Source organism: Agrobacterium tumefaciens, from assembly GCF_005221325.1.
Lineage (GTDB): Bacteria > Pseudomonadota > Alphaproteobacteria > Rhizobiales > Rhizobiaceae > Agrobacterium.
This window is the reverse complement of the sequence record NZ_CP039888.1, coordinates 976,937-1,002,613: the sequence shown is the minus strand read 5'-3', so window position 1 is coordinate 1,002,613 and position 25,677 is coordinate 976,937. Positions and strand designations below refer to the sequence as shown.

25 protein-coding genes, 1 tRNA gene and 1 pseudogene are annotated in these 25,677 nt (G+C 58.5%); 13 read left to right on the top strand and 14 right to left on the bottom strand.

From position 1 onward, the window contains the following. The first annotated feature begins 297 nt into the window (after positions 1 to 297). Positions 298 to 942 carry an exopolysaccharide biosynthesis protein gene (locus tag CFBP5499_RS05290; protein ID WP_080825301.1) on the top strand — a complete coding sequence of 215 codons (645 nt, stop codon included), beginning with the start codon at positions 298 to 300 and terminating at the stop codon, positions 940 to 942. Between the two features lie 5 nt (positions 943 to 947). On the opposite strand, the gene CFBP5499_RS05285 is transcribed toward CFBP5499_RS05290, so the two are convergent. Further along, positions 948 to 1,223: a hypothetical protein gene (locus CFBP5499_RS05285; protein WP_080825302.1), complete on the bottom strand. Its 276-nt coding sequence runs from the start codon at positions 1,221 to 1,223 to the stop codon at positions 948 to 950. A gap of 176 nt (positions 1,224 to 1,399) precedes the next feature. Here CFBP5499_RS05285 and CFBP5499_RS05280 point away from each other — a divergent pair. Further along, a tRNA-Asn gene (locus tag CFBP5499_RS05280) sits at positions 1,400 to 1,474 on the top strand. 845 nt (positions 1,475 to 2,319) lie between these two features. Here the strand turns inward: CFBP5499_RS05280 and CFBP5499_RS05270 are convergent. After that, positions 2,320 to 2,709, bottom strand: coding sequence for a DUF2934 domain-containing protein (locus tag CFBP5499_RS05270; RefSeq protein ID WP_080825304.1), 390 nt, complete (start codon positions 2,707 to 2,709; stop codon positions 2,320 to 2,322). Between the two features lie 170 nt (positions 2,710 to 2,879). Here CFBP5499_RS05270 and CFBP5499_RS05265 point away from each other — a divergent pair, with 170 nt between their 5' ends. Then, positions 2,880 to 3,119: a hypothetical protein gene (locus CFBP5499_RS05265; RefSeq protein ID WP_080825305.1), complete on the top strand. Its 240-nt coding sequence runs from the start codon at positions 2,880 to 2,882 to the stop codon at positions 3,117 to 3,119. 65 nt (positions 3,120 to 3,184) lie between these two features. Here the strand turns inward: CFBP5499_RS05265 and CFBP5499_RS05260 are convergent, their stop codons facing one another. The 3 genes from CFBP5499_RS05260 to CFBP5499_RS05250 form a co-directional block, all read right to left on the bottom strand. Continuing rightward, positions 3,185 to 3,628, bottom strand: a complete 444-nt coding sequence (locus CFBP5499_RS05260) for a TIGR02594 family protein (RefSeq protein WP_010971481.1) — start codon at positions 3,626 to 3,628, stop codon at positions 3,185 to 3,187. A gap of 113 nt (positions 3,629 to 3,741) precedes the next feature. Beyond that, a complete protein-coding gene (locus CFBP5499_RS05255; protein WP_080825306.1) occupies positions 3,742 to 4,299 on the bottom strand; it encodes a methylated-DNA--[protein]-cysteine S-methyltransferase in 558 nt (185 codons plus the stop codon). A gap of 151 nt (positions 4,300 to 4,450) precedes the next feature. Continuing rightward, positions 4,451 to 4,732 (bottom strand): DUF982 domain-containing protein, encoded by a 282-nt coding sequence (locus tag CFBP5499_RS05250; RefSeq protein ID WP_173986733.1) that lies wholly within the window; start codon positions 4,730 to 4,732, stop codon positions 4,451 to 4,453. A gap of 188 nt (positions 4,733 to 4,920) precedes the next feature. On the opposite strand from CFBP5499_RS05250, the gene CFBP5499_RS05245 reads away from it, so the two are divergent. The 4 genes from CFBP5499_RS05245 (at position 4,921) to sseA (ending at position 9,708) form a co-directional block, all read left to right on the top strand. Then, on the top strand, positions 4,921 to 6,360 hold the full coding sequence (locus CFBP5499_RS05245; RefSeq protein WP_080825308.1) for a cryptochrome/photolyase family protein: 1,440 nt from the start codon (positions 4,921 to 4,923) through the stop codon (positions 6,358 to 6,360). 122 nt (positions 6,361 to 6,482) lie between these two features. Further along, positions 6,483 to 7,520, top strand: a complete 1,038-nt coding sequence (locus CFBP5499_RS05240; protein ID WP_080825309.1) for a cysteine synthase A — start codon at positions 6,483 to 6,485, stop codon at positions 7,518 to 7,520. 12 nt (positions 7,521 to 7,532) lie between these two features. Continuing rightward, a complete protein-coding gene (locus CFBP5499_RS05235; protein WP_080825310.1) occupies positions 7,533 to 8,270 on the top strand; it encodes an alanyl-tRNA editing protein in 738 nt (245 codons plus the stop codon). A 16-nt stretch (positions 8,271 to 8,286) separates the two neighbouring features. Next, entirely contained in the window at positions 8,287 to 9,708 is a 1,422-nt protein-coding gene (gene sseA, locus CFBP5499_RS05230; protein ID WP_080825311.1) for a 3-mercaptopyruvate sulfurtransferase, read from the top strand. A gap of 72 nt (positions 9,709 to 9,780) precedes the next feature. Here the strand turns inward: sseA and CFBP5499_RS05225 are convergent. Both CFBP5499_RS05225 and CFBP5499_RS05220 read right to left on the bottom strand, forming a co-directional pair. Beyond that, a pseudogene (locus CFBP5499_RS05225) lies at positions 9,781 to 10,424 on the bottom strand (dihydrofolate reductase family protein). 51 nt (positions 10,425 to 10,475) lie between these two features. Continuing rightward, the gene (locus CFBP5499_RS05220; RefSeq protein WP_130932444.1) at positions 10,476 to 11,360 is read right to left on the bottom strand and encodes a DUF4344 domain-containing metallopeptidase; all 885 of its coding nucleotides are present in this window, start codon (positions 11,358 to 11,360) and stop codon (positions 10,476 to 10,478) included. A gap of 163 nt (positions 11,361 to 11,523) precedes the next feature. On the opposite strand from CFBP5499_RS05220, the gene CFBP5499_RS05215 reads away from it, so the two are divergent. The 3 genes from CFBP5499_RS05215 to CFBP5499_RS05205 all read left to right on the top strand — a co-directional run bounded on the left by CFBP5499_RS05215 (position 11,524) and on the right by CFBP5499_RS05205 (position 14,598). Next, positions 11,524 to 11,991 carry a DUF1203 domain-containing protein gene (locus tag CFBP5499_RS05215; protein WP_080825312.1) on the top strand — a complete coding sequence of 156 codons (468 nt, stop codon included), beginning with the start codon at positions 11,524 to 11,526 and terminating at the stop codon, positions 11,989 to 11,991. A gap of 98 nt (positions 11,992 to 12,089) precedes the next feature. Then, positions 12,090 to 12,425, top strand: a complete 336-nt coding sequence (locus CFBP5499_RS05210) for a PilZ domain-containing protein (protein WP_080827372.1) — start codon at positions 12,090 to 12,092, stop codon at positions 12,423 to 12,425. A gap of 184 nt (positions 12,426 to 12,609) precedes the next feature. Next, positions 12,610 to 14,598, top strand: coding sequence for a bifunctional 2',3'-cyclic-nucleotide 2'-phosphodiesterase/3'-nucleotidase (locus tag CFBP5499_RS05205; protein WP_080827373.1), 1,989 nt, complete (start codon positions 12,610 to 12,612; stop codon positions 14,596 to 14,598). Positions 14,599 to 14,688: 90 nt separating this feature from the next. Here CFBP5499_RS05205 and CFBP5499_RS05200 read toward each other — a convergent pair whose 3' ends face one another. Further along, positions 14,689 to 15,657, bottom strand: a complete 969-nt coding sequence (locus CFBP5499_RS05200; RefSeq protein ID WP_080825313.1) for a LysR family transcriptional regulator — start codon at positions 15,655 to 15,657, stop codon at positions 14,689 to 14,691. 151 nt (positions 15,658 to 15,808) lie between these two features. On the opposite strand from CFBP5499_RS05200, the gene CFBP5499_RS05195 reads away from it, so the two are divergent. Then, a complete protein-coding gene (locus CFBP5499_RS05195) occupies positions 15,809 to 16,426 on the top strand; it encodes an FMN-dependent NADH-azoreductase (protein ID WP_080825314.1) in 618 nt (205 codons plus the stop codon). A gap of 40 nt (positions 16,427 to 16,466) precedes the next feature. Here the strand turns inward: CFBP5499_RS05195 and CFBP5499_RS05190 are convergent, their stop codons facing one another. The 3 genes from CFBP5499_RS05190 to ilvA all read right to left on the bottom strand — a co-directional run bounded on the left by CFBP5499_RS05190 (position 16,467) and on the right by ilvA (position 19,510). Further along, complete coding sequence (locus tag CFBP5499_RS05190) at positions 16,467 to 17,732, bottom strand: GGDEF domain-containing protein (protein ID WP_080825315.1); 1,266 nt, start codon at positions 17,730 to 17,732, stop codon at positions 16,467 to 16,469. A 117-nt stretch (positions 17,733 to 17,849) separates the two neighbouring features. Beyond that, positions 17,850 to 18,161, bottom strand: coding sequence for an HlyU family transcriptional regulator (locus CFBP5499_RS05185; RefSeq protein WP_080825316.1), 312 nt, complete (start codon positions 18,159 to 18,161; stop codon positions 17,850 to 17,852). Between the two features lie 74 nt (positions 18,162 to 18,235). Next, entirely contained in the window at positions 18,236 to 19,510 is a 1,275-nt protein-coding gene (gene ilvA, locus CFBP5499_RS05180; RefSeq protein WP_080827374.1) for a threonine ammonia-lyase, read from the bottom strand. Between the two features lie 80 nt (positions 19,511 to 19,590). Here ilvA and CFBP5499_RS05175 point away from each other — a divergent pair, with 80 nt between their 5' ends. Next, positions 19,591 to 21,048, top strand: a complete 1,458-nt coding sequence (locus CFBP5499_RS05175) for a TrkH family potassium uptake protein (protein ID WP_173986721.1) — start codon at positions 19,591 to 19,593, stop codon at positions 21,046 to 21,048. 107 nt (positions 21,049 to 21,155) lie between these two features. Next, positions 21,156 to 21,410, top strand: a complete 255-nt coding sequence (locus CFBP5499_RS05170; RefSeq protein ID WP_080825317.1) for a heavy-metal-associated domain-containing protein — start codon at positions 21,156 to 21,158, stop codon at positions 21,408 to 21,410. A 427-nt stretch (positions 21,411 to 21,837) separates the two neighbouring features. On the opposite strand, the gene CFBP5499_RS05165 is transcribed toward CFBP5499_RS05170, so the two are convergent. The 3 genes from CFBP5499_RS05165 to CFBP5499_RS05155 all read right to left on the bottom strand — a co-directional run bounded on the left by CFBP5499_RS05165 (position 21,838) and on the right by CFBP5499_RS05155 (position 25,660). Continuing rightward, positions 21,838 to 23,331 (bottom strand): ABC transporter substrate-binding protein, encoded by a 1,494-nt coding sequence (locus tag CFBP5499_RS05165; RefSeq protein WP_080825318.1) that lies wholly within the window; start codon positions 23,329 to 23,331, stop codon positions 21,838 to 21,840. A gap of 239 nt (positions 23,332 to 23,570) precedes the next feature. Then, on the bottom strand, positions 23,571 to 24,581 hold the full coding sequence (locus tag CFBP5499_RS05160; RefSeq protein ID WP_175416627.1) for an ABC transporter ATP-binding protein: 1,011 nt from the start codon (positions 24,579 to 24,581) through the stop codon (positions 23,571 to 23,573). 11 nt (positions 24,582 to 24,592) lie between these two features. Continuing rightward, complete coding sequence (locus CFBP5499_RS05155; RefSeq protein WP_080825320.1) at positions 24,593 to 25,660, bottom strand: ABC transporter ATP-binding protein; 1,068 nt, start codon at positions 25,658 to 25,660, stop codon at positions 24,593 to 24,595. Positions 25,661 to 25,677: the final 17 nt, after the last annotated feature.

The following is a 25,677-nucleotide window of genomic DNA, read 5'->3' as shown; positions in this document are numbered from 1 at the left end:
TGCAATGCGAAATTTCAGCCTGCGGTAGATTAACTCGCCCTTTTGCTGTAGAATAAGAGGTGGAGGAATGAGGAGGAAGTTATAATGGAATATGTAAGCTTCGTTACATCGATCAATCCGGTCATACTTGTCATTCTGCTGGTGGTTCTTCTTGCAGGCGCCTACAGCAGCTGGGTTTCGCACTGATCTCACCGGGATCACTCGACCAAATGTGAAGGCTGCGTTTCTATCGGCGATAGGCATGAGGCCGGATGAATGTTATCAACCCCGGAGGTAAAACAACTCCCGGGAAGCCGCATGACGAACGAATTCGCATTCACTGATACGTCTGAAAAGCTCAGCACCACGCTCGAAAAGCTGATCGGAAAGCTGCAGGGCCAGACGATCACGTTGCGCGAGTTGATGGAAGCGATCGGCGAACAGGGCCTGTTGCTTATCTGCGCGATCGCGTCCCTGCCCTTTCTCATTCCGGTTTCCATTCCGGGCGTCAGCACGGTCTTCGGTGCGGCGATCATCCTTGTCAGCCTGGCAATCACGCTGAACCGCCTGCCATGGCTGCCGGCAAAAATCCTCGACCGCCAGATGGAAACGGCAAAGCTTGTTCCCGCGCTGGAGAAAGGCGTCGCCATCGTCTCCAAGCTCGATGGATATATTCGCCCGCGTATTCCAGCCCTGACGACGGGCATCGTCGCCAACCGGATAAACGGGCTGGCGCTGATGACGGCGGGCGTGCTGCTGATGATGCCGCTCGGTTTCATTCCCTTTTCCAACACATTGCCGGGCGTGGCGATCCTGCTTCTTTCAGCAGGCATGATCCAGAGAGATGGCGTCACGGTGCTTGGCGGCTATCTGTTTATGGGACTGACGGCGATTTATTTTACCGCGCTGGCCTATGCCGCCTTCTGGGCCGGACAGGGCATCAGCAGCTCCATCGGCGGCTAGGCCCCTCAGCGGCCCCTATCGCGGGTCTCGCGGCGGTTCTGCCGCGATGCCCACCATACAGCCAGCCGACGCCGCCCGCGGCGCACCGCCGGCAGATCATGCGAGAGTACGACGAGACCGAGCGGAATCATCCAGAAACCGAGAATGGGCAAAAACCCAAGTGTTCCGCCAACCACCAGAGCCGAACCGGTGGCAATCCTGCCGACCCGCGAACGCGGCATGGCAAGGCTCCACTTTCCGATGTTGAGGCGACCCGTCCTGTGGTCCATACCGAGTTTCATTCCCTACTGCCCTTTTTGATCTGGCCTGTGGATAAATTTTTCAGCGCCGATAAGCCCGGAAAATCGGGACTCCGGCGAGATAAAACAAGAGGAATGCGTTTTTTTTGAAAAAACCGCTTGGCAAATCGGAAAAGCATTTGTATTACCCCGCTCACACCGCGCCAAGCGGCGTACGTTCCCTGGTAGCTCAGCGGTAGAGCATTCGACTGTTAATCGACAGGTCGCCGGTTCGAATCCGGCCCGGGGAGCCACTTTTCTGCAAATGAGAAAAGTAACATACCGCTAACTGCCCAATCTCAATAATTCGCTTACATAGTCCATACTCGCGAGACTGTGCCATTATTGATTTGGCTGCATTCCGTTTACGCTCGGGAAAACGGACGAAGTCAGAAGATGTTTCAAAATAAGTGCTAAAAAATTCACTGAGCGGTGTCTGGCTGGTCTCTCTTATGACGTGATGCCGTACTTGTCGGGTCGCCGCTGGCCGATTTGGCATTAAACCAGCCGCCTCGTGACGAAACATAACCTCGATAGCAACGCGCAGCCTTTCCCAAGTCGTGTTGTTCTCATTACGGTTATGGCGCGGTGCTCCGCTGTTAGCGGAAATAATTTATTCAGCGGAGGTTCAGCACGGCAGTCCCACTCTCAGCAATGGAACTGAGCAGATCAGGGCGCGTTAAAGTCGCTCATTGGGAGACGAGATCATGAAGCTTCTAACCGCAGCAATCTGCCTCGTATCAGTTGGCATCCTCAGCGGATGCGTTGACGACAGTGGATATCGGACGGGCGGGTATTACTCGTCTGGCGTCTATTATCGTTCTTATGATCGAGACAGATACTATCGCGACTACGACCGCCGAAACTGGCGACACCAAAGAGAATGGCGCGATCGTCGGGATTGGCGCGGTGATTACCGCTACCGCCCACGCGACCGCGGTGACGGCCAGATGTACGGCGTGATTGTCCGCTAACGGCTAACACTACTTTGGCCGGTCCATGCGACCGGCCAGCGGTCCGGCCAATGTCGGCAGGAAACGATCAGCCCGGTTGATGGCGCTGGTTCGCCCTCCTCAGCGACTTCGTCGCAAGCGTAGGATCAGCTTTTCTTGACCGCCCGTTTCGTCGCCTTCGCGGCGTTGGTCAGCGCCGGAGGATCGCTTGCCGGAAAGCTCTCCTCAAGGCTCTCGGTCAGATCGTCTTCCCTGTCCTTGCCCGCAGATTTCTGCTCCTTCTCAAGCGATTTTACCGCCAGAGATTTGGCTTTTGCCGCGGGTGCCTTCTTTGCGGGCGCCTTGGCCGTCGAAGCCTTCGCGGCAGCGGATTTCTTCACGCCATTTCCGCCTGTAGCCTTTGTTACTTCCGCGTCTGCGGATAGTTCCCGTTCCGCCTCGACCCAATGTCGCTCATGATGCCCGTCGGGTCTTCCTTCCCTCTCCCATATTGCGCGCGCTTTTTCACGGATTGCGGCTTCGCGGTCATGGCTCATAACGGGCCTCCCTCTTCCTGTTGCACCGGTTTTGATTGTGCCACTGAAAAAACAGAAAAAGCCAGAGTTTGTTCCGCAAAGACCCATAAGGAATGAGCATTTCCGCGTGAAAGGGAACCGTCGTCGACCGCGGATCGTTTGTCCTGCAGAAACCTGCAGGAGACAATTCCATGACCACCCCGCAAAAACAGAAAACCGAACCGCTCGACATTCGCGATGAGGACGTGGCGCGCTTCGAGACAGACAGTGAACTGAAAGCCAAGGATGGAGAGATCTATCCGGACGAGAGCATGAGCCTGCGTGCCCGCCGGCAGGCGGCCCGGCAGCACGAGGATGCCTTCATCGTCGCCACGGACCTTGAGGACGACGACCAACGCGAGGCAGCACCTGGCGTCAGGGAGCAGCCGTAGGCCTCTTGAAATGAATAAGGCGGGTCAGAGCCCGCCTTTATCAGAAATATACTGCTGCCCCGTCGTTAGCGGCGGACAGAAACGATTGCCTTGCGGTTGAAATTGGAGACCTGCACCCGGCCGGACTGATTGCCGCCGAGGATTTGCGCCGTCTTGCCGCTCATGCTCTTTAGAATACCTGCATGATAACCGCGGCCGTTTCGAATGACGACGACGTCGCCGGGTTTGGCTTGGTTGACCGGAACGGCGTAACCGAAAGATGTCCAGGACTTCGCAAATCCAAAGGATTTGGGAGATTGCCGGCCGGCCTTGCTGGCGACCGCATGCAGGAAAAGGCCACACCACGGGGTGCTGCGCGGATTTGCGCCAAGAATGTTCTTGAGGCTCTTATTGTTCTTTGACTCGTGCAGTCCGGTGTATTTTTCTGCCTGGTTCAGCATGCCGGCCGACGCCGATGCAACGACTGTAAAAGACAAGGCAACGGATAGAATTAACGCGGATACTCTCAAACGTCTCGCCCTTATGTTAGAGGGCGCCCGTGTATTGTGACAATTTAGCGACAATTTGACGAGAAATGGGCAAAAATCAGACGGCTATTCATGCGCGATGATCTGTCATTGCTTCAAAACAGGCTACCCTGCGCCTCATCGGCACGGTTGCGGCCGGCATTTTCGAGATCCAGCATGCGCAATTTGGTAGTGGTTCCGCCTGGTGCGGAAAAGCCACCCAGCCTGCCGCCGGCGGCCAGAACGCGGTGACAGGGAATGATAAGCGGCACCGGATTTTTCGCCATGGCCTGCCCCACATCGCGGGCTTTCTCCATGCCAAGTCCGAGATCTTTCACGATGCCGCCATAGGTCGTCGTGCGGCCCCAGCCGATCTGCCGTGCCACTGCGTAGACATCGAGGAAGAAGTGCTCCTGCCCGACCAGATCGAGTTCCACGGTGGTGAAATCGATCGCCTCGCCGCTGAAATAACGGGTGATCATCGCGATCACCTCACGCGTGCGTGTTTCCGGCACCGCAATCGTGGAGGACGGCAGACGTCTGAGGAGAAGCTTTTCGGTTTCGCCCGCGTCGGTGCCGGGCAATTGCAGACGGGCTATGCCGCGCCCTGCCCATGCGAGGCCGCAATGGCCGAGCGCTGTGGGAAAAACAATATAGCCGTAATGGTTCGTCATTGTATTCGTTCATCCGCTTTACGGCGCACACGATGCCATATCCTGCGTCCGAAACAACCCGTTTCCTGATCTCCAAAAAACCCTATCTCCAAAAAACAAGGCCACCCGATTTTGCTGGGTGGCCTTAAAATGCATCGGTCGTGAAATACGCTCAGGATGCGATCGTATTCGGTGCCTCCGCCTTGTCCTCCATCAGGCAATGCGCCTGCCGGCTGGCCGCGACGAAGGCGGTGCGGGCGATTTCACCCGCCACGTCGCCCATCAGCGAGGCACGGCACAGGCGCAATGCCTGTTCATGCACTTTATCTCCGCGCTCAGGCCATTCGTGCTGGAGAAAATCGAAGGCTTCGTAAACGCCGTTGAAAATCCGGGGGGCACCGTTTTCAAGGGAAATGGTAACGGGCTTTTCCCACTTAACATCGTTCAGCAACATTGATTGCACTTCCATGCTTCATTAACCCGCGACAAACGCCGGCTCCTCCAGTTGGTTCCCTTCACCAGCGGTTTCAAGAGCGAAAAAATAACCCCCGAGAAACCATGTGCCCCATCTTCCCATTGTAGCCGATTTGCGGAACAAAGCGGTTCAACACTCGTTCAAGCGGAAGTGAACCGGGTCCATACATGCCGACAACAGCCTCCCCTGCCATCGTCTGGTTCCGCAAGGACCTGCGCCTCTCGGACAATCTCGCTTTGCTTGCCGCCGTAGAGCATGGCGGGCCTGTCATCCCCGTCTATATCAGGGAAAAATCCTCCGGCCCGCTCGGCGGCGCGCAGGAATGGTGGCTTCACCATTCACTTTTCGCCCTCTCCGCCGCGCTTGAAAAAGCCGGAAGCCATCTTGTCCTTCTAAGCGGTGATGCCGAGCAGACGTTGCGGCACCTGATATCCGAAACCGGTGCAAAGGCGGTTTTCTGGAACCGCCGTCATGATCCGGCCGGCATGGCCACCGACACGGCACTCAAACAGAAGCTGCGCGACGATGGCCTGACGGTGCGAAGCTTCTCTGGCCAGCTGCTGCATGAGCCATCGCGGCTGCAAACGAAATCGGGCGGGCCTTACCGCGTCTATACGCCCTTCTGGCGGGCGCTGGAGGGTGGCGAGGAGCCACATGCGCCGGTGAATGCGCCCAAGAACCTGGAGGTGCCGGAGGTCTGGCCGAAGTCCGAAAAACTCTCCGACTGGAAATTGCTGCCCACCAAGCCGGACTGGGCGAAGGATTTCAGTGACATATGGACGCCCGGCGAAAACGGCGCGCGCGAAAAACTTGATGATTTCATCGATGGCGCCCTGAAAGGTTATGAAGAAGGTCGGGATTTTCCGGCAAAACCAGCGACCTCGCTGCTTTCGCCGCATCTTGCTGCTGGTGAGATATCGCCCGCTGCCGTCTGGCACGCGACGAAAGGGCTTTCCCATCATATCGCCTCCAATGATATCAGCCGTTTCCGCAAGGAGATCGCCTGGAGGGAATTCTGCTACCACCTTCTGTTTCATTTCCCCGAGCTGGACGAGAAGAACTGGAACGACAGTTTCGACGCCTTTAAGTGGCGGGACGACGAGAAATCCTTCAAGGCCTGGACACGAGGCATGACGGGATATCCAATAGTGGACGCCGGCATGCGGCAATTGTGGCAGCACGGCATCATGCACAACCGGGTGCGCATGATCGTCGCCTCCTTCCTCATCAAACATCTGCTGATCGACTGGCGGAAGGGCGAGAAATGGTTCCGCGATACGCTTGTGGATGCGGACCCGGCCTCCAACGCCGCCAACTGGCAATGGGTCGCTGGCTCGGGAGCGGATGCCTCGCCATTCTTCCGCATCTTTAACCCCATATTGCAGGGAGAGAAATTCGACGGCGACGGCGATTATGTGCGCCGGTTCGTGCCAGAGCTTGAAGAGCTCGAGCGGAAATACATCCACAAGCCGTTCGAAGCGCCGAAGGAGGTGCTGAAAAGGGCGGGCATCGAACTTGGCAAGACCTATCCGCTACCGATCGTTGACCATGGAAAAGCGCGGGAAAGAGCGCTTGCGGCCTATGCCGACGTCAAGAAGAACGCATAAAATTGGGTATCGGCAAAATTTTGCGTGGCTAAGCCAAAGCCGGGAAGATAATTTCTTGCCTTGAAGCGGTTGTAACGGGACATAACGGCACCTAATTTCCGCTCAGACAAGAAGGCTCGATCATGACCATTCATTCCTCTGCGCTCAGTGCTATCGGCAACACGCCGCTCATCCGTCTGAAGGCTGCCTCTGAAGCGACGGGGTGCGAAATCCTCGGCAAGGCGGAGTTCCTCAATCCCGGCCAGTCGGTGAAGGATCGCGCCGCCCTCTACATCATCCGCGACGCCGAACGGCGCGGGCAATTGCGCCCCGGCGGCACCATCGTGGAAGGCACGGCCGGCAATACCGGCATCGGCCTGTCGCTGGTGGCCAATGCGCTCGGCTACAAGACGGTGATCGTCATTCCCGAGACGCAGAGCCAGGAAAAGAAGGATGCGCTGAAGCTTCTCGGCGCCAAGCTGGTCGAGGTTCCGGCCGCTCCTTATTCCAATCCGAACAACTACGTGAAGGTCTCCGGCCGGTTGGCAAAACAGCTTGCCGCCACCGATGAGAATGGCGCGATCTGGGCCAACCAGTTCGACAATATTGCCAACCGCCAGGCTCATATCGAAACGACGGCGCCCGAAATCTGGGACCAGACGGACGGCAAGGTTGACGGTTTCATTTGCTCGGTCGGATCAGGCGGAACGCTGGCGGGCGTGGCCGACGGTCTGCGCGACTTCAACCCTGATATCAAGATCGGCCTTGCCGACCCTGAGGGTGCCGCCCTTTATGAATTCTACAAGCATGGCGTCCTGAAATCCGAAGGCTCTTCCATCACGGAAGGTATCGGCCAGGGCCGTATCACCGCCAATCTCGAAGGTTTCACGCCGGACTTTTCCTATCGCGTCTCCGATGCGGAAGCGCTGCCGGTGCTGTTCGATCTGGTGACGAAGGAAGGGCTTTGCCTCGGTGGCTCCTCCGGTATCAATATTGCCGGCGCGATCCGCCTTGCCCGCGAGCTTGGTCCGGGGCATACAATCGTGACGATACTGTGCGACTACGGTAATCGTTATCAGTCGAAGCTCTTCAATCCGGATTTCCTGCGCTCCAAGGGACTTCCCGTGCCGCAGTGGCTGGCGACCAAGAGCGAGATTCCGGTTCCCTACGAAACCGTTTGAGGACATGCCGAAATGCCTGTGAATGCCCTGTTCCGTGACGATTTTTATCTTTCCACCGCAGAAGCGATCGTCACGGCGGTGCATGAGGATGGCGGCATAGAACTGGACCAGACCTGCTTTTACGCCACGTCAGGCGGCCAGCCGGGCGATAGCGGCTTTCTCGAGCGGGCCGATGGCTCTCGCATCGAACTTGGCATCACCAGAAACGGTGCCGACAAGAGCGTGATCGTCCATGTGCCGCTGGAAGGTCAGCCTTCCCCCGAGGTCGGTGAAAAACTGACCCTGCACGTAGACTGGCAGCGCCGATACAAACTCATGCGCATGCACACGGCCTGCCATCTGCTCTCCGTCGTCTGCCAGTGGCCGATCACAGGTGCGGCGGTCGGCGAGGATGAGTCGCGTGTCGATTTCGACATGTCGGAAACCATCGACAAGGATGAAGTCACGGCAAAGCTGATGGAGCTGGTGAAAGCCAACCATCCGGTCTTCCTGCAATGGATCACCGACGAGGAGCTACAGGCCAATCCGGGCATCGTCAAATCCAAGAATGTGCGCCCGCCGGTCGGCCTTGGCCGGGTCAGCCTCGTCTGCATCGGCGAAAATTCCAGCATCGACAGCCAGCCCTGCGGCGGAACCCATGTTTCGCAAACGCGGGAAGTGGGCGATATTCACATTGCCAAGATAGAAAAGAAGGGCAAGGAGAACAGGCGGTTCCGCATTCGTTTCGGCGCGCCTGAAGCTGTTGCCTGAGATCGGGAGAGACATCGTGAGCACGGATAAGAGCCGTTTCGTCGTTTCGGCGGACTGGGTGGAGAAGCAGCTCGGCACATCAGGGTTTCGTGTCGTGGATGCGTCCTGGTATCTGCCGGCGCATAAGCGCAACGGTGCGGAAGAGTTCGCGGCAGGGCATCTGCCGGGCGCTGTTTTCTTCGACCAGGATAAAATCGCCGATCACACCACCGGCCTGCCGCATTCCCTGCCCTCGCCGGAATTCTTCGCCGAACAGGCTGGCAAGCTTGGCCTCAGCGATACCGACACAATCGTGGTCTATGACGGCCCCGGCTTCTTTTCCGCACCGCGCGTCTGGTGGATGTTGCGGGTGATGGGCGTGCGCAAAGCCTATGTACTGGATGGCGGCCTTGATAGCTGGAAGCGCGAAGGACGGCCGCTTGAAACGGGCACGCCGGAGATTGAGCCTGCGACCTTCACACCCGACTTCAACGAAAAGCGTGTGACCTCACTATCGACCATGCGGGGCATCGTCGACAGCGGCGACAAGCAGATTGCCGATGCCCGTGGCGCGGGGCGCTTCACCGGCGACGAGGCCGAGCCGCGTGCCGGCATGCGTTCCGGCCATATGCCCGGCGCGCGCAGCCTGCCTGCGACGGCCTTTTCAGAAAACGGCCACTTCAAGGACCTGACTGCCATTCGCAAGATGGTCAGCGATGCCGGCATCGATCTTACCAAGCCGGTGGTGACGAGCTGCGGCTCGGGCGTTACCGCCGCCGTCATTACGCTTGCGCTGGAATCGCTCGGCCATCAGGACAATTCGCTCTATGACGGTTCCTGGTCGGAATGGGGCGGGCTAGAAGACACGCCTATCGTCACCGGCCCTGCCGATCCCCTGCCGGTCATTTCCCATGGCCCGCTGAAGGCGCATGTGACGCAGCTGGAAATGACCGCACCGCCGAAGGTCAGTCTGCCGATCCCGGTCAACCTTCAGACGGCGCTGATGCGGGTCAATAATATTCCGCTTCACTTCTACCGCTACCTCTACTGGCGGGTGGGGAAACGCTGGCATTGGCAGAAGCGTATGCGCATGAGCGATGCGGAACTGTCTGCCGTCCTGCGCGATCCGAAAAACAGCGTCACGGTTCTCTATATGAACGGCGCGCCGGCCGGTTTCTTCGAATTGCACAAGGCGAGCGACGAAGTGACCGAGCTTTCCTATTTCGGCCTCCTCGAAGAGGCGATTGGGGCTGGCGTCGGCAAATGGTTCCTTCTGCAGGCGCTTTACGCCGCCTGGCAGGACAATCCGCAGCGGGTGACGGTGACGACCAATACGCTCGACCATCCGCGCGCATTGCAGCTTTACCAGATGATGGGCTTCTCGCCCGTCGGCACCTATGAGGCATGGGTGGAGCCGCTTGCCGATACGGAGCTTCTGGAAATCTCTCTGCGGAATTGAGGGAGTGGCTGGTCCACTCCATCCGCATTCCTATGCTTGTCACAGGAATGCGGATGGAAGGGGAAACGGCACTCACGCCTTCTCGATAATCAGATGCGTGGCGCCCTCACCCGCCACCGTTCCCATGCAGCGATAACCGAGTGCGGGCAAATCCAGCCCTTGGAAAAGCTGCTCCCCCTTGCCGAGAAACACCGGTGCAAGGGCCAGATGCAGCTCGTCGATCATGCCCGCCGCCATATATTGCCGGATGGTGGAGACGCCGCCGCCGATGCGGACATCCTTGCCATTCGCCGCCGAGAGCGCCCGATCGAGCGCTGCCTCGATGCCGTCGGTGACGAAATGGAATTCGGTGCCACCCTTCATGGTGAAGGAATGGCGCGCATGGTGTGTGAGGACGAAGACCGGGACGTGATAGGGCGGCTCCTCGCCCCACCAGCCCTTCCAGCCTTCATCCGGCCATGCACCGCGCACAGGGCCGAACATGTTACGCCCTAAAACCCAGGCACCGATATTTTCGAAGCTTTTTTCGGAAAAGTTTTCGTCCGTACCGGTCGAGCCACCCTCCTTGCCGAACATGCGGTGGAAGGTGCGGTCTTGAAGGCCCATTGGTGCAGCTCTTCGCCCTTTACGCCGAGGGGGTTCTGCAGGCTCTGGTCCGGTCCTGCGCCATATCCGTCAAGCGAAATGGCGAAATTGCGAACGACGACCTTCGGCATGGTATTCTCCTCCCTCAAGGAGGCCAGCTCACCAGCGTCCGGCAACCAGCCTCAGATTTCGCGTTCCAGATTGACGGCTGTAGGAATTTGCCCGCCGGCCGCGCCCTTGTCTTCCGTGACGCTGTTCAGGAGATGATCGGCGATCAGCTCCGCCTGGAATTTACCAAGCTCGTAGCAATAGGTGATTTCGCGCTTTTCAGCCGACCAGTAGACGTCGGGACGGCCGCAGGACTTGGCCGTCAGCTTGACATCGCCCTTCAGGCCATAACCGCTGAAACTGCGGCTGATGAGATCGAGAATCTTCGATTCCTTGACCATGATGGCATAGGGCTCAAGTTCCGGGTCGCGCGGCGGCACGTAGCTGACGGAAAATTTCGAGGGTGTCTGGCTGCGATGAGGCGCGAGGAAATTCTCCCAGGCAGAAGCAACGCCCGGATAGGCGGCGGCGCATTTGTCGAATTCGGTATTGGCAAGCCCCATCATCGCGGCGAGATCGCCATAACCATCCTTGTCGCGGCCCACCATCAGGCAGGCCATGTTGCGGTCGCGGCTTCTATCCGGCACCAGCGCGGAAAACACCGGAGCCTCATGCTCGGGCAAGGTCTCCGCCTCGCGCGCCAGATACCAGCTGTCGGTGGCGTTGACGAGCGCGGTATCGAGCCATTCCTCATTGGCCTGCAGGATGAGCGTGCCCGCCAGCTGATCGGCCGGGGCCTGGACGCTTGCCGTCTCCGCTGTCCCGAAATCCGAAATCAGCATGCGCGCGCCCTCGTGATAGAGCGAGAAGATCGCGTTGCCGATGACGAAATTGACCGACTGCTGCAGCTGATCGTCGGACAGGCCATCAAGACCGGAGGCAACCTGCGCATTCACCTCGATCGGAGCCGTCAACGAAACAAAAGCCAGCGGAACGGCGGCCAGAAAACGACGCAACATAAAATCAGACCTTCCGGAAACGAGGAGCGCCACTGATTCCCGAAGCTAACGAGTCACGCAATGGGCTGGTTGCATCACTTGTCAAGAATCGGGTGGATAGTGCTCCATTTCGGGATCATAGCTGCAAACAAGCAACGCCGATCCCAATCCAAGAGGCCCCGCCATGACCGATCTCGTCTTTACTGCAATGCCGGCTAAGGAAGCAGAGGCCTTCCGGGCAGGCTCCCCCGACGCCTATGGAAGGATGCCGGAAAAGGCCGTTTCGCCGGGCGGCATGCCCTGTCGCCACTGCCTGTCCCAGATCGATGAAAGCGAAGCGATGCTGATCCTCGCCTACCGGCCTTTTCCCTCGCTTCAACCCTACGCGGAAACCGGGCCGGTATTTCTGCATGCGGAAGCATGCGAGCGCTATCCGCAGACCGCGGCTATTCCGCCGATGCTGGACAGCCCGGATTATATCGTGCGCGGATATGGGGCCGACGATCGCATCGTCTACGGCACCGGCGCGGTGACTGCGACGGGCGAGATCGTGTCACGCGCGCGGCAACTTCTGGCGCGTGCGGATGTCGCTTATGTACATGTGCGCTCCGCCCGTAACAATTGCTATCAGTGCCGTATCGATACAGCATAATCGGCAATTAGCTGCAATTTTAACTGAAGAACTAAATGGCTCTCAAGCTTTCCGCAGCATGATGCATGGTATCGGAAACAATTTATTTGAGCAGCAACATGACAAACAACCTCAATATGGCGACCCGCAGCGCAGTCCGCAGCAAAACGAGAATCTTCGCGACGGTGCATTATTTCAGCCAGTCTACCCGAGGCCGTGTGGTTGATCTTTCCGCCACCGGAATGGCGCTTGAACTGGACGGGCCTTTTGCCGCCGCCAAGGGCAGCCGGGTCAAGGTGCAGAGCGACGATCTGGGCTTTATCGAGGGTGTGGTGCAGTGGCAGCACCAGAACCGCCTCGGACTGCAGCTGAAGCTTTCCACCAACACGCTAGCGCAGCTCTCCTCCTATTTCCGCTTCTTCCATGAAGAAGTGAAACCGACGCTCGCCCGCTGATTCCTTGGCGCCGAAACCGGAGTGTGCCCACACGTGCGTCGCGCTTCCCTGACAAAAAATTTATCAAACGGTTGAAAACAGGCCCGACTGTCACGGGCTTGTCATTTTGGTGATGGACTCCTCGGCGATTGCTTCTACCCTGTCCTTTTCCCTGACAGAGCAAGCTTCATCCGAAGGAGTTCCCATGTCGTCGCTTCTCGCTCTCCACCCCATCACTCGCCGTTCGCTTCTCGGCGGTATCGCGGCCTCCTCGGCACTGGTGTTGCTGCATCCCTTTGCCGCCCGTGCGGCGGCCAATCAGGCGCATCTGCGCATCATGGAAACGACTGACATCCATGTTCACGTCTTTCCCTATGATTATTACGCCGACAAGCCGAACGACACGATGGGACTTTCGCGCACCGCCTCGATCATCGACAAGATACGCGCCGAGGCCGGAAACTCGATGCTGGTGGATAATGGCGACTTCCTGCAGGGCAATCCTCTCGGTGACTATATCGCCTATGAGCGCGGCATGAAGGCCGGCGACAAACATCCCGTCATCAACGCCATGAACGTGCTGGGCTACGATTGCGGCACGCTAGGCAACCACGAATTCAATTACGGTCTCGACTATATGTCGAACACGCTGGCGGGCGCTGGTTTTCCTTACGTCTGCGCCAACCTCACCAAGGGCCAGCTCGCTTCCGATCCGAAAAACGACGAGCTGTTCTTCAAGCCTTATGTCATTCTGGAAAAGCAGATCCGCGATGGCGGCGGCGTGACGAGCCCGGTCAAGGTCGGCATCATCGGCTTCGTGCCGCCGCAGATCATGATGTGGGATTCCAAGAACCTCGAAGGCAAAGCCCAGACGCGCGACATCGTCGAGGCCGCGAAAGCCTGGGTGCCTGTCATGAAGGAAGAAGGCGCCGATATCATCATCGCCCTTTCCCATTCCGGCATTGACGGCAAAGGCCAGACGGAGCGCATGGAAAACGCCTCGCTTTATCTGGCGGGCGTCGAAGGCATCGACGCGATCTTCACCGGTCACCAGCATCTTGTCTTCCCCGGCCCGAAGACCTGGGACGGCATCGAGGGTGCGGATGCGGTCAAGGGCACGCTGATGGGCAAGCCGGCAGTCATGGCCGGTTTCTGGGGTTCGCATATGGGTCTCATCGACCTCTTGCTCGAAAAGGATGGCAAGAGCTGGAAGATCGTCGATTTCACCTCCGAGGCCCGGCCGATCTATCACCGCGACGACAGTCGCAAGATCGTCGCCGATTTCACCGACAAGGCGGAGGTTCTCGCCGCCGCCAAGACTGACCACGAGGCAGCGCTTGCCTATGTACGCCGTCCCGTCGGCAAGACATCCGCCCCGCTCTATTCCTATTTCGCGCTGGTGGCTGACGATCCGTCCGTGCAGATCGTCTCCAATGCCCAGACCTGGTACATCAAGGACATGCTGAAGGAAGGGCAATATAAGGACCTGCCGGTGCTCTCTGCGGCGGCGCCCTTCAAGTCCGGCGGTCGCGGCGGCGCGGATTATTATACCGATGTCCCCGCTGGTGACATTGCCATCAAGAACGTTGCCGACCTGTACCTCTATCCCAATACGGTGCAGGCGGTGCTGATCAACGGCGCGCAGGTCAAGAACTGGCTGGAAATGTCCGCGGGCATGTTCAACACGGTCGAGGCCGGTGCCAAGGACGCGCCGCTGCTGAACGCCGACTTCCCGTCCTATAATTTCGATGTCATCGACGGTGTCACCTATCAGATCGACATTTCCAAGCCGGCGAAATTCGACAAGGACGGCAAGGCCGTCAATCCCGATAGCAACCGCATCGTGAACCTTCAGTTCAACGGCAAGCCGATCGATCCCGAACAGAAATTCGTGGTCGTCACCAACAATTACCGGGCAAGCGGCGGCGGCAAATTCCCCGATATCGCAGCGGACAAGGTGATCTTCGTGGCGCCCGACACCAATCGCGACGTGATCGTGCGCTATATCATCGACCAGGGCACCATCAATCCGTCCGCGGATGCCAACTGGTCCTTCGCACCGGTGGCCAATACCTCGGCAATCTTCGAGACCGGTCCCAAGGGACGCCACTATGCGGCGGAGATCAAGGGCGCGAAAATCGAGGATGCCGGCGACGGTGCGGAAGGTTTCGCGAAGTTCCGCCTGGTTCTCTAGGGAATACAGTCTCTCGACTGTTGACGGCAGAATGAGATGCCTGCCGTCAACCACCCGTCCCAGATAAAACTGTCGTAACTGCGGTCTATGTCACTCCGCGGCGACAGCCATTGTCCTCTGCTTGCTCGCCTCCAGCATCCCGTTGAAATCCTTATGGTTCGGGCAGGCGGACAGGCGCTGCTGGAAGGATTCGGCGAGCCATTGGCCGGCGGGTCCTGCCGGTGAATCGACGCGCCGCAGCGTGAAGAGCGGATATTCGCCCTGCTCATAGGCCTCGAGTTCAAGCGCCTTCAAGCTGCCATTGGTGAGATCATTACGCACGATCGAAGCAGGCAGACCGCCCCAGCCGAGGCCGCCCTTGATGAGCTGGTATTTTGTGGCGATGTCGCTGACGCGCCATGTCTTGTAGGACAGCACGTTGAAATCCCGTCCCTTGGTCAGACCCGACGCATCCGTCACCACGAGTTGAACCTCCTCGCGGACATCAGCGAGAACCACCGGCCGCTCGATCTGCGCTAGCGGGTGATCGGCCGCAACCACCGGCAACATGAAGGAATGGCCGACCTTTTCCATGACGAGTTCATCATCCTGGCGCAACACCGCCCCGCCGATGCCGATGCCGGCCTTGCGGGAAAGCACCATCTCCATGACCATGCCCAACTCGCCGACATTGAGGCTGAGCGTAACGGTGGGGAATTGCTGGCGAAAATCCCGCAGCACTGCCACGACGGCCTCCGCCGGCACCATGGTGCTGATGGCAACGGAAAGCTCCGCCTCAAGCCCCTGCTTCAGTCCCTTGGCACGGGCGCGCATCTCCTGCAGGCCGGCGACGATGCGTCGTGCATCCTCCAGCATGGCGCGGCCCTCGTCCGTCAGTCGCGGCTGGCGCACGCCATTGCGCTCGAAAAGGGTGACTTCAAGCTGCGCCTCGAGATTGGCGATGGTATAGCTGACCACCGACTGGGCGCGGTTCAGCGCCCGCGACGCGGCGGAGAAACTACCGGTCTCGGCGACCGTCAAAAACACCTGCAATTGATCGAGTGTGGGGTTTGCGTCCATGTCCCATCCATTTCATCGATAGATCGCTTCCACATTATCACGGTTTTCTTGATGGCAGTAATTTTTCATATAGGAGGCAAGGAAGCGCCCGCAGCTCTTTCACGCCCTCCCAAGGCGCCCGTCAATTCATCGCATATGCAAGGAAAAGACCATGTCCAACATTCTGCTCATCACCTCCAGCCCGCGTGGCGACGAATCGATTTCGAACAAGTTTTCCGGCGAACTCGCCAGCAAGCTGAAGGCCAAGTCGGCTTCCAACACCCTTGTCCACCGCGATCTCGCCGCTGATCCGATCCCGCATCTCGACACCGTGAAGACCGCTGCGATCCGCAAGCCGGCCGACCAGCGCACGGCTGAAGAATCGGTTGCCGCCGATTATTCCGACAAGCTCGTCACCGAGCTTCTGGCCGCAGACACGGTCGTCATCGGCACCGGCCTCATCAACTTCAACATCTACTCCGGCCTGAAGTCGTGGATCGACAACGTCGCCCGCGCCGGCCAGACGTTCAAATACACTGAAACCGGACCGGTTGGCCTCGCCACCGGCAAGAAGGTCTATATCGTGCTTGCCGCCGCCGGCGTTTATTCCGAAGGTCCGGCCGTTTCGATGAACCACGCCGTTCCTTACCTCAAGACCGTTCTCGGTTTCCTGGGCATGACGGACGTGGAAGTCATCTATGTCGAAGGCCTGGCATTTGGTCCGGAAGCGGTCGAAAAGGCCGTTGCTGCCGCCGAAGCCAAGGTTGAAGAACTGGCGCAGGCCGCCTGAGGCACATCAATCAAGGCCGATGCCGGCGGGATCGCCGGTATCAGCCGACCCACATGCCATGACGGCCGTGGACCTGGTCCCGGCCGTTATTTTTTGCCGCGTAGAGCCGCGCATCAGCCTCCGATAGAAGCGCGCGGAAAAGCTGCCCATCCTCGAAGGCGGTAGCGACGCCGATACTGACGGTCAGCGGCGAACCGTCCGGCCGTTGCAGATCGGCAAGAACCGCCGCCCTGAGACCGGCCGAAAATGCCAGCGCCGTTTCATGCGTCATCGCCGGCAGGAGCGCCACGAACTCCTCGCCGCCGAAACGGTAGAGATGTCCCAACGGTTGCACGGCGCGTTTCAGGACTGCGGCGAACTCCCGCAATATCTCATCGCCCTGCAGGTGCCCGAAGGTGTCGTTGACGGTCTTGAAGTTGTCGATATCGACGATCAGTACGCTGACCGGCCGCTGTTTCTCCAGGCATTCCACGACGAGGGAGGGCGCATCGAGTTCCATGCGGGCGCGGTCCGATACGCCCGTCAGCATATCGCGCCCGGAGCGGGATAAAAGCTCCTCGTAACGCTCCCTGAAAGTGAGATCGTTGAAGACATCGGCAACGCTTCGGCGTGTGAGAAAGCGGCCCTTGGCCGATGTCAGCCAGAGATAGGTGGCAAAGAGCAGCGAATAGATGCCGACTGCCGCCATCTTAGCCTTCCAGCCATCATAAAAGACATCAGCAGGTGCGTTGAACAACAATCGCAGCGCCCCATAAAAACCCGCCTGATCGAAGCTCAGGACAACGACGCCGCAGATCGCGAAGCGCAGCACGATATGGCGCTGCAGATACCGTCCAAGCTTCTCGTAAAACAGGATGATGGCGATGGCGTCGATGTAGAGCAGGCTGGTTCCCCAAACCATCAGGATGCCCATTTCATCGAGGAAGCCGGTACTGACGGATTGGCCGGGAACGATCGCCACCGTCTCATGAAAACGGACGATCTGTGCAATAATGACGGTCAATATATTGCCGAGAAACAGACCATATATCGGCTGCCGCACCACGGCCGCGTCCTCGCGCATATAGAGCATGAGGATCATCATCAGCTTGCCGGCAAAAAGGATCGAGGAGCCCGGTGATGCCACGCCAAAGGGTAGCTGCACGTAAAGGACGGCCGCCAGATAGGTTTCCAGGAAGTGCATCACGCCCAGCGCGGTGAGGAAGACACCGATGCCGAGAATATGCCGGTAATGAAGGAATGCCGTCATTACCGAAAAATAGACGACGGCTTCCGCCAGAAAGAGGGCGAGATTTGCCCATTGCATCGGCACATGCCTTATCGATCCACGTTGCGCAGCGTCATTGGCGCGCAACTCCATGCCTCAAAGACGATAGGCCGAAGCAGACAACGGAATCTTAACGTGCGAGGCAAGAAGACGTCATCATTTTCCTGGGAAAAGCGATGCGCCGTTCTGATCGATGATGAGTTTCGCCTTGCGGATCGTGAACTCCACCGCATCGTCCAGGCTGGTGAAGACATCGGCGCGCACGAACTCATGCACCAGCACTTCATCACCGGCCTTTTTTTCGATGCGGCCCGCGAGGCGGAACTGGCCGCCTTCCTTGATCGGGGTCGCATAGATCAGATAGTCGCCATGCGCATGCGGCTCGGCCTGCGCCACCTTCTGCGGCGCGTCGGAAGACGGCTGACCGGAGCCGAAGACCGAGAGGATTTTGGAAAAAAACGATGCCATGGCTTTCACTCCCTTATCTATGTCACGTTTGAAGGGCGGAGGTCATCCGCCCTTCCCTGCCGTCCTTTTCCTGATCAGATGATCAGGTTCGACAGGATGTCGTTTTCGGTAATATCCTCATAACCGAGACCGGCCGCCTCGAAGCGCTCCAGAAGCCCCGCGAAGTTTTCCTGCGCATTGGTTTCGATGCCGATCAGGATCGAGCCGAAATTGCGGGCCGATTTCTTCAGATATTCGAAACGGGCGATATCGTCATCCGGGCCGAGCAGGTTGAGGAAATCGCGCAGCGCGCCGGGGCGCTGCGGCAGACGCAGGATGAAGTATTTCTTCACGCCGGTGTAACGCATGGCGCGTTCCTTCACGTCCGGCAGGCGCTCGAAATCGAAATTGCCGCCGGAGACCACGGCGATGACCGTTTTACCTTCCAGCCTTTCGCGACCGAGCTTTTCCAGCGCGGCGATGGACAGGGCGCCCGCAGGCTCCAGCACCACGCCTTCGAGGTTCAGCATCTCGATGATCGTCACGCAGATCGCATTTTCCGGGATGAGCATCACCTGCTCGGCCGGGAAATCCTTCAGTGCCTTGAAGTTCAGGTCGCCGATGCGGGCAACGGCGGCGCCATCGACGAAATTGTCGATCTTGTTCAGCGTCACGGGCTCGCCGCGTTCGAGGCTCTTCTTCAGGCTCGGCGCGCCTTCAGGCTCGCAGAACACGAAGTTCTCCTTCTTCACCGTGCCGGCCAGAAAACCGGTCAGGCCGGCGGAAAGACCACCACCACCAACAGGCATGACGACGATGTCAGGCTTCGTGCCTTCCGGCAGCTGATCCATGATCTCGGCGGCGACCGTCGCCTGACCCTCGATGATATCCTCATGGTCGAAAGGCGGCACCATGTAGCCGTAATTGTCCTGCACATGCTGACGCGCCGCGGCGTAACACTGGTCGAATATGTCGCCCACCAGACGGATCTTGATGAATTCTCCGCCAAAGATGCGGGTCTTTTCGATCTTCTGCTGCGGTGTCGTCACCGGCATGAAAACAACGCCGTGAACGCCGAAATGGCGGCAGGCGAAAGCAAAGCCCTGGGCATGGTTGCCGGCCGACGCACAGACGAAAACCTTGTCCTTGCCAGCCTTGGCCACCGCCTTGCGCAGAAAGTTGAATGCGCCTCTAATCTTGTAGGAACGAACCGGGGACAGATCTTCACGCTTCAGCCAAATCGACGCGCCATACCGACGGCTGAGATGTTCATTCAACTGCAGCGGCGTTTCCGGGAATATCTCCCGCACTTCCCGCCGCGCTGCTTCCACAAGCTGCTTGTCCACGATAGTCAATCCATTGAAATTCATAATGGCACCCGCTATGCCATAGGAAGGCGTCAGAAACAAAGATTCATTTCAGCGCGACCACGAACCCTGGGTTTCATTTCTTGAACAGCAACCTTCTGCGCTCGGTCATCTATGTGGCGTCCATCTTCGGGCTCTACCTCGCGACGGCCATGTTCCTGCCCGCGCTCACCGATCTTTATTACGGCAATGACGACTGGATGGTGTTTGCGCTGTCGGGTTTCATGTGCGGCGGCTTCGCGCTGGCCTGCGCGCTCGCAACCCGCGGGCCCATCACCTCCTTCAACAAACGTTTCGGTTTCCTGCTCGTCAACCTTCTCTGGCTGGTGTTTTCCATCGTCGGCGCAGTCCCGCTTTATCTTTCCGAACTCGACCTGACGCCCGGCCAGGCGTTCTTCGAATCCGTTTCGGCCATCACCACAACAGGATCGACCGCCATATCCGGGCTCGACCACGCGCCGCAGGGCATTCTCCTCTGGCGGTCGCTGCTCTGCTGGCTCGGCGGTATCGGTATCGTGGCGCTCGGTCTCTTCATCCTGCCGCTCCTGCGCGTCGGCGGCATGACCTTCTTCCGCATGGAATCATCAGATACCGGCAACGATCGGCCCTTCGCGCGGCTGGCAAGCTTCACCCGGGCTTTCGTGGCGATCTACATCGTCATGACCATCGCCTGCACGGTGGCCTTCGATTTTGCCGGCATGTCGCATTTCGATGCGCTGAACCATGCCATGTCGACGGTCGCGACCGGCGGGTTTTCCACCCACGACGCCTCTTTCGCCTATTTCGACAATACCGCCCTTTTGTGGATTGCCACCATCTTTCTGATCTTCGGCAGCCTGCCCTTCTCTGTCATGATCCTGCTTGCCGTGCGCCGCCGGCTGGAAACGCTGCGCGATCCGCAGATCGCCGTCTTCCTCGGCTATCTCTGCGCGATCTCGATTGCAGTCGGCGTCTATCATCATTTCAGGAACGGCGTGCCGCTGGATGATGCGCTCAGCCATTCCTTCTTCAACATGACCTCGATCCTCTCGACCGGCGGTTTCGCCAGCGATGACTATACGCTCTGGGGTCCCTTCGTCGTTGTCGTCGCCTTTTTCGCGACCTTCATGGGTGGCTGTTCCGGCTCGACGGCGGGCGGCATCAAGGCCTATCGTTTTCTCATCATCTTCAACGTGGCGAGAGCCGGCCTCAAGAAGCTGATCTATCCGAACGCCGTCTATTCCGTGCGTTACGGCCAGCAGGTGGTCGATCCGGAAACCATCCGCACCATTTTCCTCTTCATCAGCTGCTTCATCGCACTTTGGATCGCCGGCAGCCTCGCCATGAGCCTGATGGGCTATGATTTCCTCACCGCCACCTCGGCGGTTGCAACGTCACTTGCCAATGTCGGCCCCGGCATCGGCCCGATCATCGGCCCGGCCGGCAATTTTTCCACCATCAGCGAACCGGCGCTCTATCTCCTGTCGGTGCTGATGCTGCTCGGGCGTCTGGAAATCCTGACGGTGCTCGTGCTTCTCATGCCTATTTTCTGGCGCAGCTGATCCGGCGATGCACATGTTGCACAGGCGCGAATAAAGCGCTTGACCTTCCCACGTTGGAATAGTCCAGGCTCCGTCCTGTTAGAATTCCAAACCATGGAGAACCGCCTATGTGCACCGCTCACCAGCATCACGCCGAAACCACAGCTGCACCCGATAATGCAGGCCTTTCTTTCCACGTTGAAGACATGACCTGCGGTCACTGCGCCGGGGTGATCAAGGGTGCGATCGAAAAGACCGTTCCCGGTGCTGCTGTGCATACGGACCCTGCAAGCCGCACGGTCGTGGTCGGCGGCGTCTCCGATGCGGCCCGCATTGCCGAAATCATCACCGCCGCTGGCTATACGCCGGAAGCGCGCGCCTGAACGAAAAGATGCCGGCGGCATCTCATCCCTGCCGCCGGTCGCCTGCCTGCCTGCCTCGCCTCACGCTGAACCTTGCGTGACGGCCGTTGGACGACATCGAGTTTCGTCCCTAAGCAGCGGATGCCTCTCCCGAAGTCGACTATGAAGAATTCATTCCTCTCGGCGTCGTCCTCGGGCTTGTCCCGAGGATCTAAACACGTCAGCAAAAACAGGAACGTTGCAGATCCTCGGGACAAGCCCGAGGACGACGCCGAAGTGTTTGGCGTAACTCGTCATTCCAAATCAATATTATGATCCTTGCCCAGGAATTTAACTCTGCAGCAGCGGACCTGATCCGGCATCCTAGCTGCTGCGCGGACGGCACCATAACAGCCAAAACCCGGCTCTTGCGAGCCGGGCCATGCTTCGTCAGCATCGTCAGATTGGCTTATTTCGTCGCCAGATCCTTGGTCATGATGAAATAGTTGATCGGATGCGGCTTGAAGTTCACGACCTTCTCCGAATAGGCATCGAAAGCGGTCTCATGGATGAGGTAGACGGTGACGGCTTCATCGTAGACCCTCTTCGCTGCCTCGGCATAGATGGCGTAACGCTTGGCCGGCTCCGCTACCGCATAGGCCGATTTGATCAGCTTGTCCGTCTCCTCACTGCAATAATGCGAGATGTTGTAGCCGCCTCCGCAGGTGTAGTCGGCGTTGAGGAACCCGATTGGTTCCGCAACATCAGTTGCATAACCGCGTGACAGAAGGACCATGTCGAAATTGCCGGACAGGAGATCGGGCTCGATCGCAGTATAATCGGCAACGCGAACATCGACCTTGATGCCGATTTCCTGCAGCTGCGCCTGGATAACGGCAGCAACATCCTTGAGTTCGGTTCTTTCAGTGTAGGCCAGAAGCGTCAGCTTCAGGCTGCCGGGGGCAATTCCCGCCTCTTTCAGCAGAGCCTTTGCCTTCTCCACGTCATAAGCGGGTGTGACGTCTTTCGGCGCCCACGGCTCTCCCGGTGCGAAAGGCATCGTTGCGGGCATTACCACGCCTTCATAGATGCTGTCGGCAATACCGGCGGTGTCGACGGCGGCCCGGATCGCCTGCCGAACCTTGATATCCTTGAACGGCGCCTTTGAATTATTGAGCAGCATTTCGGTAATCCGGGGTACCGTAATCGGCGCAACCTTGACGCCCTTGGCCGCTTCAACGGTCTTTACCGTCCAGGGTGGGATCATGCGCGAAATCTGCACTTCACCGCTTCTTATCTGGGTGGCGCGCGTATCGGCATCCGGAATAAAGTTCACACGACCGCCCGAAAGCTTCGGCATACCGGCCCAATAGTCATGGTTTGCGGTCAGCTCCATATACTGGTTGGCATCGACCTTGGTGATCTTGAAAGGCCCGGTGCAGGTTCCGATCGGATCGACCTTACCATCCTTATAAGCTGACGGCGCGAGGATAGACGTCGCCGGGCTTCCCATTTGCGCTGGCAGCAGCACCGATGGCTCGATGGTCGTGATCTTCACAATATCGTCGCCACCAGCATCGACGGCAGCGATCAACTTCGGCGAAAAGGCACGGGCCGGAACCGGCGCCTTCAAGAGATTGGTGAGTGCATTGACGGCGGCTGCGGCATTGAGCGGCTCGCCGTTCTGGAACTTCACACCCTTGCGCAGCTTGAATTCCCAGACCTTCGGCGCAGTCTGCGTCCAGGATTCGGCGAGGCCCGGCTCCAGTTTCGTGTCATAACCGACACGCACCAGACTTTCGAAGCAGCCTGCGCGGGAACCGAGATAGGCATCGTCGGAGGCCATTTGCCAGCCGGTCTTGACGCCCGTATAATCGTCATAGGTGATCGTTCCGGCATTTGCCGCATGCGTTCCAAACGAGACGACAATGGCACATGTCGCCAAAAGTGCGTGCTTCATCATAGAATATTCCCCTTTTATTTTTGATGATAACGCTCTCAATTCACATATTTCACGAATTTCCATTCAATAATTTCAGAATTTCAACATATCAAAAGAATACCCCATGGATATCTCTCGATAATCCATCTGAATATCATTCATTTTATGTTTCTATACTCGGAATTTTATTCCGATATTAGTCCGCAAACACACAATTCATCTGTTTTTACCGCAACAGAAAACTGCAACTGCGTCGTCCTTCAGCCCAATTCCCGCCAGCGGTGGCAGCGCGCAAAATGCTCGCCGGAAACGCCTTCCAGAACCGGTTCCACCTCACCGCAGATCGCGGTCGCATATTTGCAGCGGGTGTGAAACTTGCAGCCACCAGGCGGATTGAGCGGGCTCGGCAGATCGCCGTCGAGAAGCATTTCCGGCGCATATAGCCCGGTCTCGTCAAGCATCGACGAGGCGATGAGGGCCTTGGTGTAGGGGTGCTTTGGCGCCCGGAAAAGCTCTTCGCGATCAGCGATTTCAACGATGCGTCCGAGATACATCACCGCGATGCGATCACAGAGATAACGCACGACGCGCAGGTCATGGGAAATCATCAAAACCGTCAGGCCGTGACGGCGCTTCATGTCCATCAGGAGGTTCAGGATCTGCGTACGCATCGAGGCATCGAGTGCCGATGTCGGTTCGTCACAGACAAGGAAACTCGGATTGAGAAGAAGCGCGCGGCCGATGACGACGCGCTGCAACTGGCCGCCGGAACACTGGCTCGGATACCGATCATAAAAAGAACCGTCGAGACCGACCTCCTCCAGCATCCGGAAAACACGCGCCGTGCGCTCCTCGCGGGTGCCGATGCCGTGCTGGGCAAGCGGCGCTTCCATGCTCTGGCCAATGCGCATACGCGGATCGAGCGCGGAATAGGGATCCTGAAACACCAGTTGCACAACCTGGCGCACGCGCCGGAGCGCTTCGCCCTGCATATGCAATATGTCGTGATCTCCGATGCTGACCTCGCCCCGCGTCGCGTGCGTTAGGCGCGTGATCAATCCGGCTATGGTGCTTTTGCCGCAGCCGGATTCACCGACGAGGCCCAGCACCTCCCCCTCGCCGATCGTCAGGGAAACATCGTCGACGGATTTCACCACGCGGTGACCGAGGCCCGATATGGGATAATATTTGCAGAGGTTCTTCGCAACCACATAGGGCCGGCTGCTGTTTTCCGCCGATGGCGGCATCTGTGTCATGGCTTTGGATAACATCATCGCCTCCTTCAACAAACCGCATGGCCGGCATGGTCGTGATCGGCATGGTCGTCGCCGACTGCCCAGCAACGCGCCTTGCGCCCTTCAGGCAAGGTATTCAAAGCCGGTTCGGTCGCCATGCAGCGGCCTCCCATGCCTGCCGACTTGGCAAGCGCGCAACGCGGATGAAACCGGCAGCCGCAGGACATGTCATGGGCCTGTGCGCTTGAACCGGGGATCGTCAGCAACTGTCCCTCGCTGTCAGTAGTTAGCAGAGAGCAACTGATGAGCGCCTTGGTATAGGGGTGCTGCGGCGCCTTGAGGATCGCCTGCGTCGGCCCCTCCTCGACAATGCGCCCGGCATACATAACCGCAATACGGTCCGCGAAAGCGGCGACGACCGAGAGGTCGTGGGTAATGAGCAGCGTGGCCAGCCGGCGTTTGCGGCGTTCATCATCCAGCAGGCGCAGGATTTGTGCCTGGACGGTGACATCAAGCGCCGTCGTCGGTTCGTCGGCGATCAAGAGCTGCGGATTGCCCGAAAGTGCTGCGGCAATCATCACACGTTGCGCCATGCCGCCGGAAAGCTCATGCGCAAAACATTGCGCCCGCGCCGAGGGATCGGGAATGCCGACATCAGACAGGAGGCCGACGACCCGGTTCAGCGCCGCGCTGCGGCTCATCTTGCGATGGATCCAGAGCGGCTCGGCCACTTGAGTCCTCACCCGGCTGGTCGGGTCCAGCATGGCCTGCGGCTGCTGGAACAGCATGCTGATATCGGCGCCGCGCAGCGCATCGAGTTCGGAGGATGAAAGAGCGAGAATGTCACGTCCGGCAAAGGAAATGCGGCCGGAATTGATTTCCACGCCCTGCGGCAGAAGCCGCATCAGCGATAGAGCCGTCATGCTCTTTCCCGATCCGGATTCGCCGACGAGAGCGACGACTTCCCCGGCATTGACGGAAAGCGTCAGGCCCGAAATAACAAACTTGCGGCCATTTTGCGCCGGCACCGAAACGTGCAGGTCCTCGATCTCCAGAAGCGGTGCGCATTCGGGGGACAGGGCCGTGTTGGCAAGCGTTTGTCCTTCGATATTCATAAGAGTTCCCCTTATTT

Coding starts and splice junctions, on each gene's coding strand:
- CFBP5499_RS05210 (WP_080827372.1), top strand. CDS start 12,090: ATGACAAACAACCTCAATATGGCGACCCGCAGCGCAGTCCGCAGCAAA.
- CFBP5499_RS05270 (WP_080825304.1), bottom strand. CDS start 2,709: ATGAGCCATGACCGCGAAGCCGCAATCCGTGAAAAAGCGCGCGCAATA.
- CFBP5499_RS05155 (WP_080825320.1), bottom strand. CDS start 25,660: ATGAATATCGAAGGACAAACGCTTGCCAACACGGCCCTGTCCCCCGAA.
- CFBP5499_RS05190 (WP_080825315.1), bottom strand. CDS start 17,732: ATGCAATGGGCAAATCTCGCCCTCTTTCTGGCGGAAGCCGTCGTCTAT.
- CFBP5499_RS05240 (WP_080825309.1), top strand. CDS start 6,483: ATGACCATTCATTCCTCTGCGCTCAGTGCTATCGGCAACACGCCGCTC.
- CFBP5499_RS05255 (WP_080825306.1), bottom strand. CDS start 4,299: ATGACGAACCATTACGGCTATATTGTTTTTCCCACAGCGCTCGGCCAT.
- CFBP5499_RS05205 (WP_080827373.1), top strand. CDS start 12,610: ATGTCGTCGCTTCTCGCTCTCCACCCCATCACTCGCCGTTCGCTTCTC.
- CFBP5499_RS05165 (WP_080825318.1), bottom strand. CDS start 23,331: ATGATGAAGCACGCACTTTTGGCGACATGTGCCATTGTCGTCTCGTTT.
- CFBP5499_RS05215 (WP_080825312.1), top strand. CDS start 11,524: ATGACCGATCTCGTCTTTACTGCAATGCCGGCTAAGGAAGCAGAGGCC.
- CFBP5499_RS05285 (WP_080825302.1), bottom strand. CDS start 1,223: ATGAAACTCGGTATGGACCACAGGACGGGTCGCCTCAACATCGGAAAG.
- CFBP5499_RS05195 (WP_080825314.1), top strand. CDS start 15,809: ATGTCCAACATTCTGCTCATCACCTCCAGCCCGCGTGGCGACGAATCG.
- CFBP5499_RS05250 (WP_173986733.1), bottom strand. CDS start 4,732: ATGTTGCTGAACGATGTTAAGTGGGAAAAGCCCGTTACCATTTCCCTT.
- CFBP5499_RS05290 (WP_080825301.1), top strand. CDS start 298: ATGACGAACGAATTCGCATTCACTGATACGTCTGAAAAGCTCAGCACC.
- CFBP5499_RS05245 (WP_080825308.1), top strand. CDS start 4,921: ATGCCGACAACAGCCTCCCCTGCCATCGTCTGGTTCCGCAAGGACCTG.
- CFBP5499_RS05235 (WP_080825310.1), top strand. CDS start 7,533: ATGCCTGTGAATGCCCTGTTCCGTGACGATTTTTATCTTTCCACCGCA.
- CFBP5499_RS05170 (WP_080825317.1), top strand. CDS start 21,156: ATGTGCACCGCTCACCAGCATCACGCCGAAACCACAGCTGCACCCGAT.
- CFBP5499_RS05265 (WP_080825305.1), top strand. CDS start 2,880: ATGACCACCCCGCAAAAACAGAAAACCGAACCGCTCGACATTCGCGAT.
- CFBP5499_RS05185 (WP_080825316.1), bottom strand. CDS start 18,161: ATGGCATCGTTTTTTTCCAAAATCCTCTCGGTCTTCGGCTCCGGTCAG.
- ilvA (WP_080827374.1), bottom strand. CDS start 19,510: ATGAATTTCAATGGATTGACTATCGTGGACAAGCAGCTTGTGGAAGCA.
- CFBP5499_RS05200 (WP_080825313.1), bottom strand. CDS start 15,657: ATGGACGCAAACCCCACACTCGATCAATTGCAGGTGTTTTTGACGGTC.
- CFBP5499_RS05160 (WP_175416627.1), bottom strand. CDS start 24,581: ATGTTATCCAAAGCCATGACACAGATGCCGCCATCGGCGGAAAACAGC.
- CFBP5499_RS05220 (WP_130932444.1), bottom strand. CDS start 11,360: ATGTTGCGTCGTTTTCTGGCCGCCGTTCCGCTGGCTTTTGTTTCGTTG.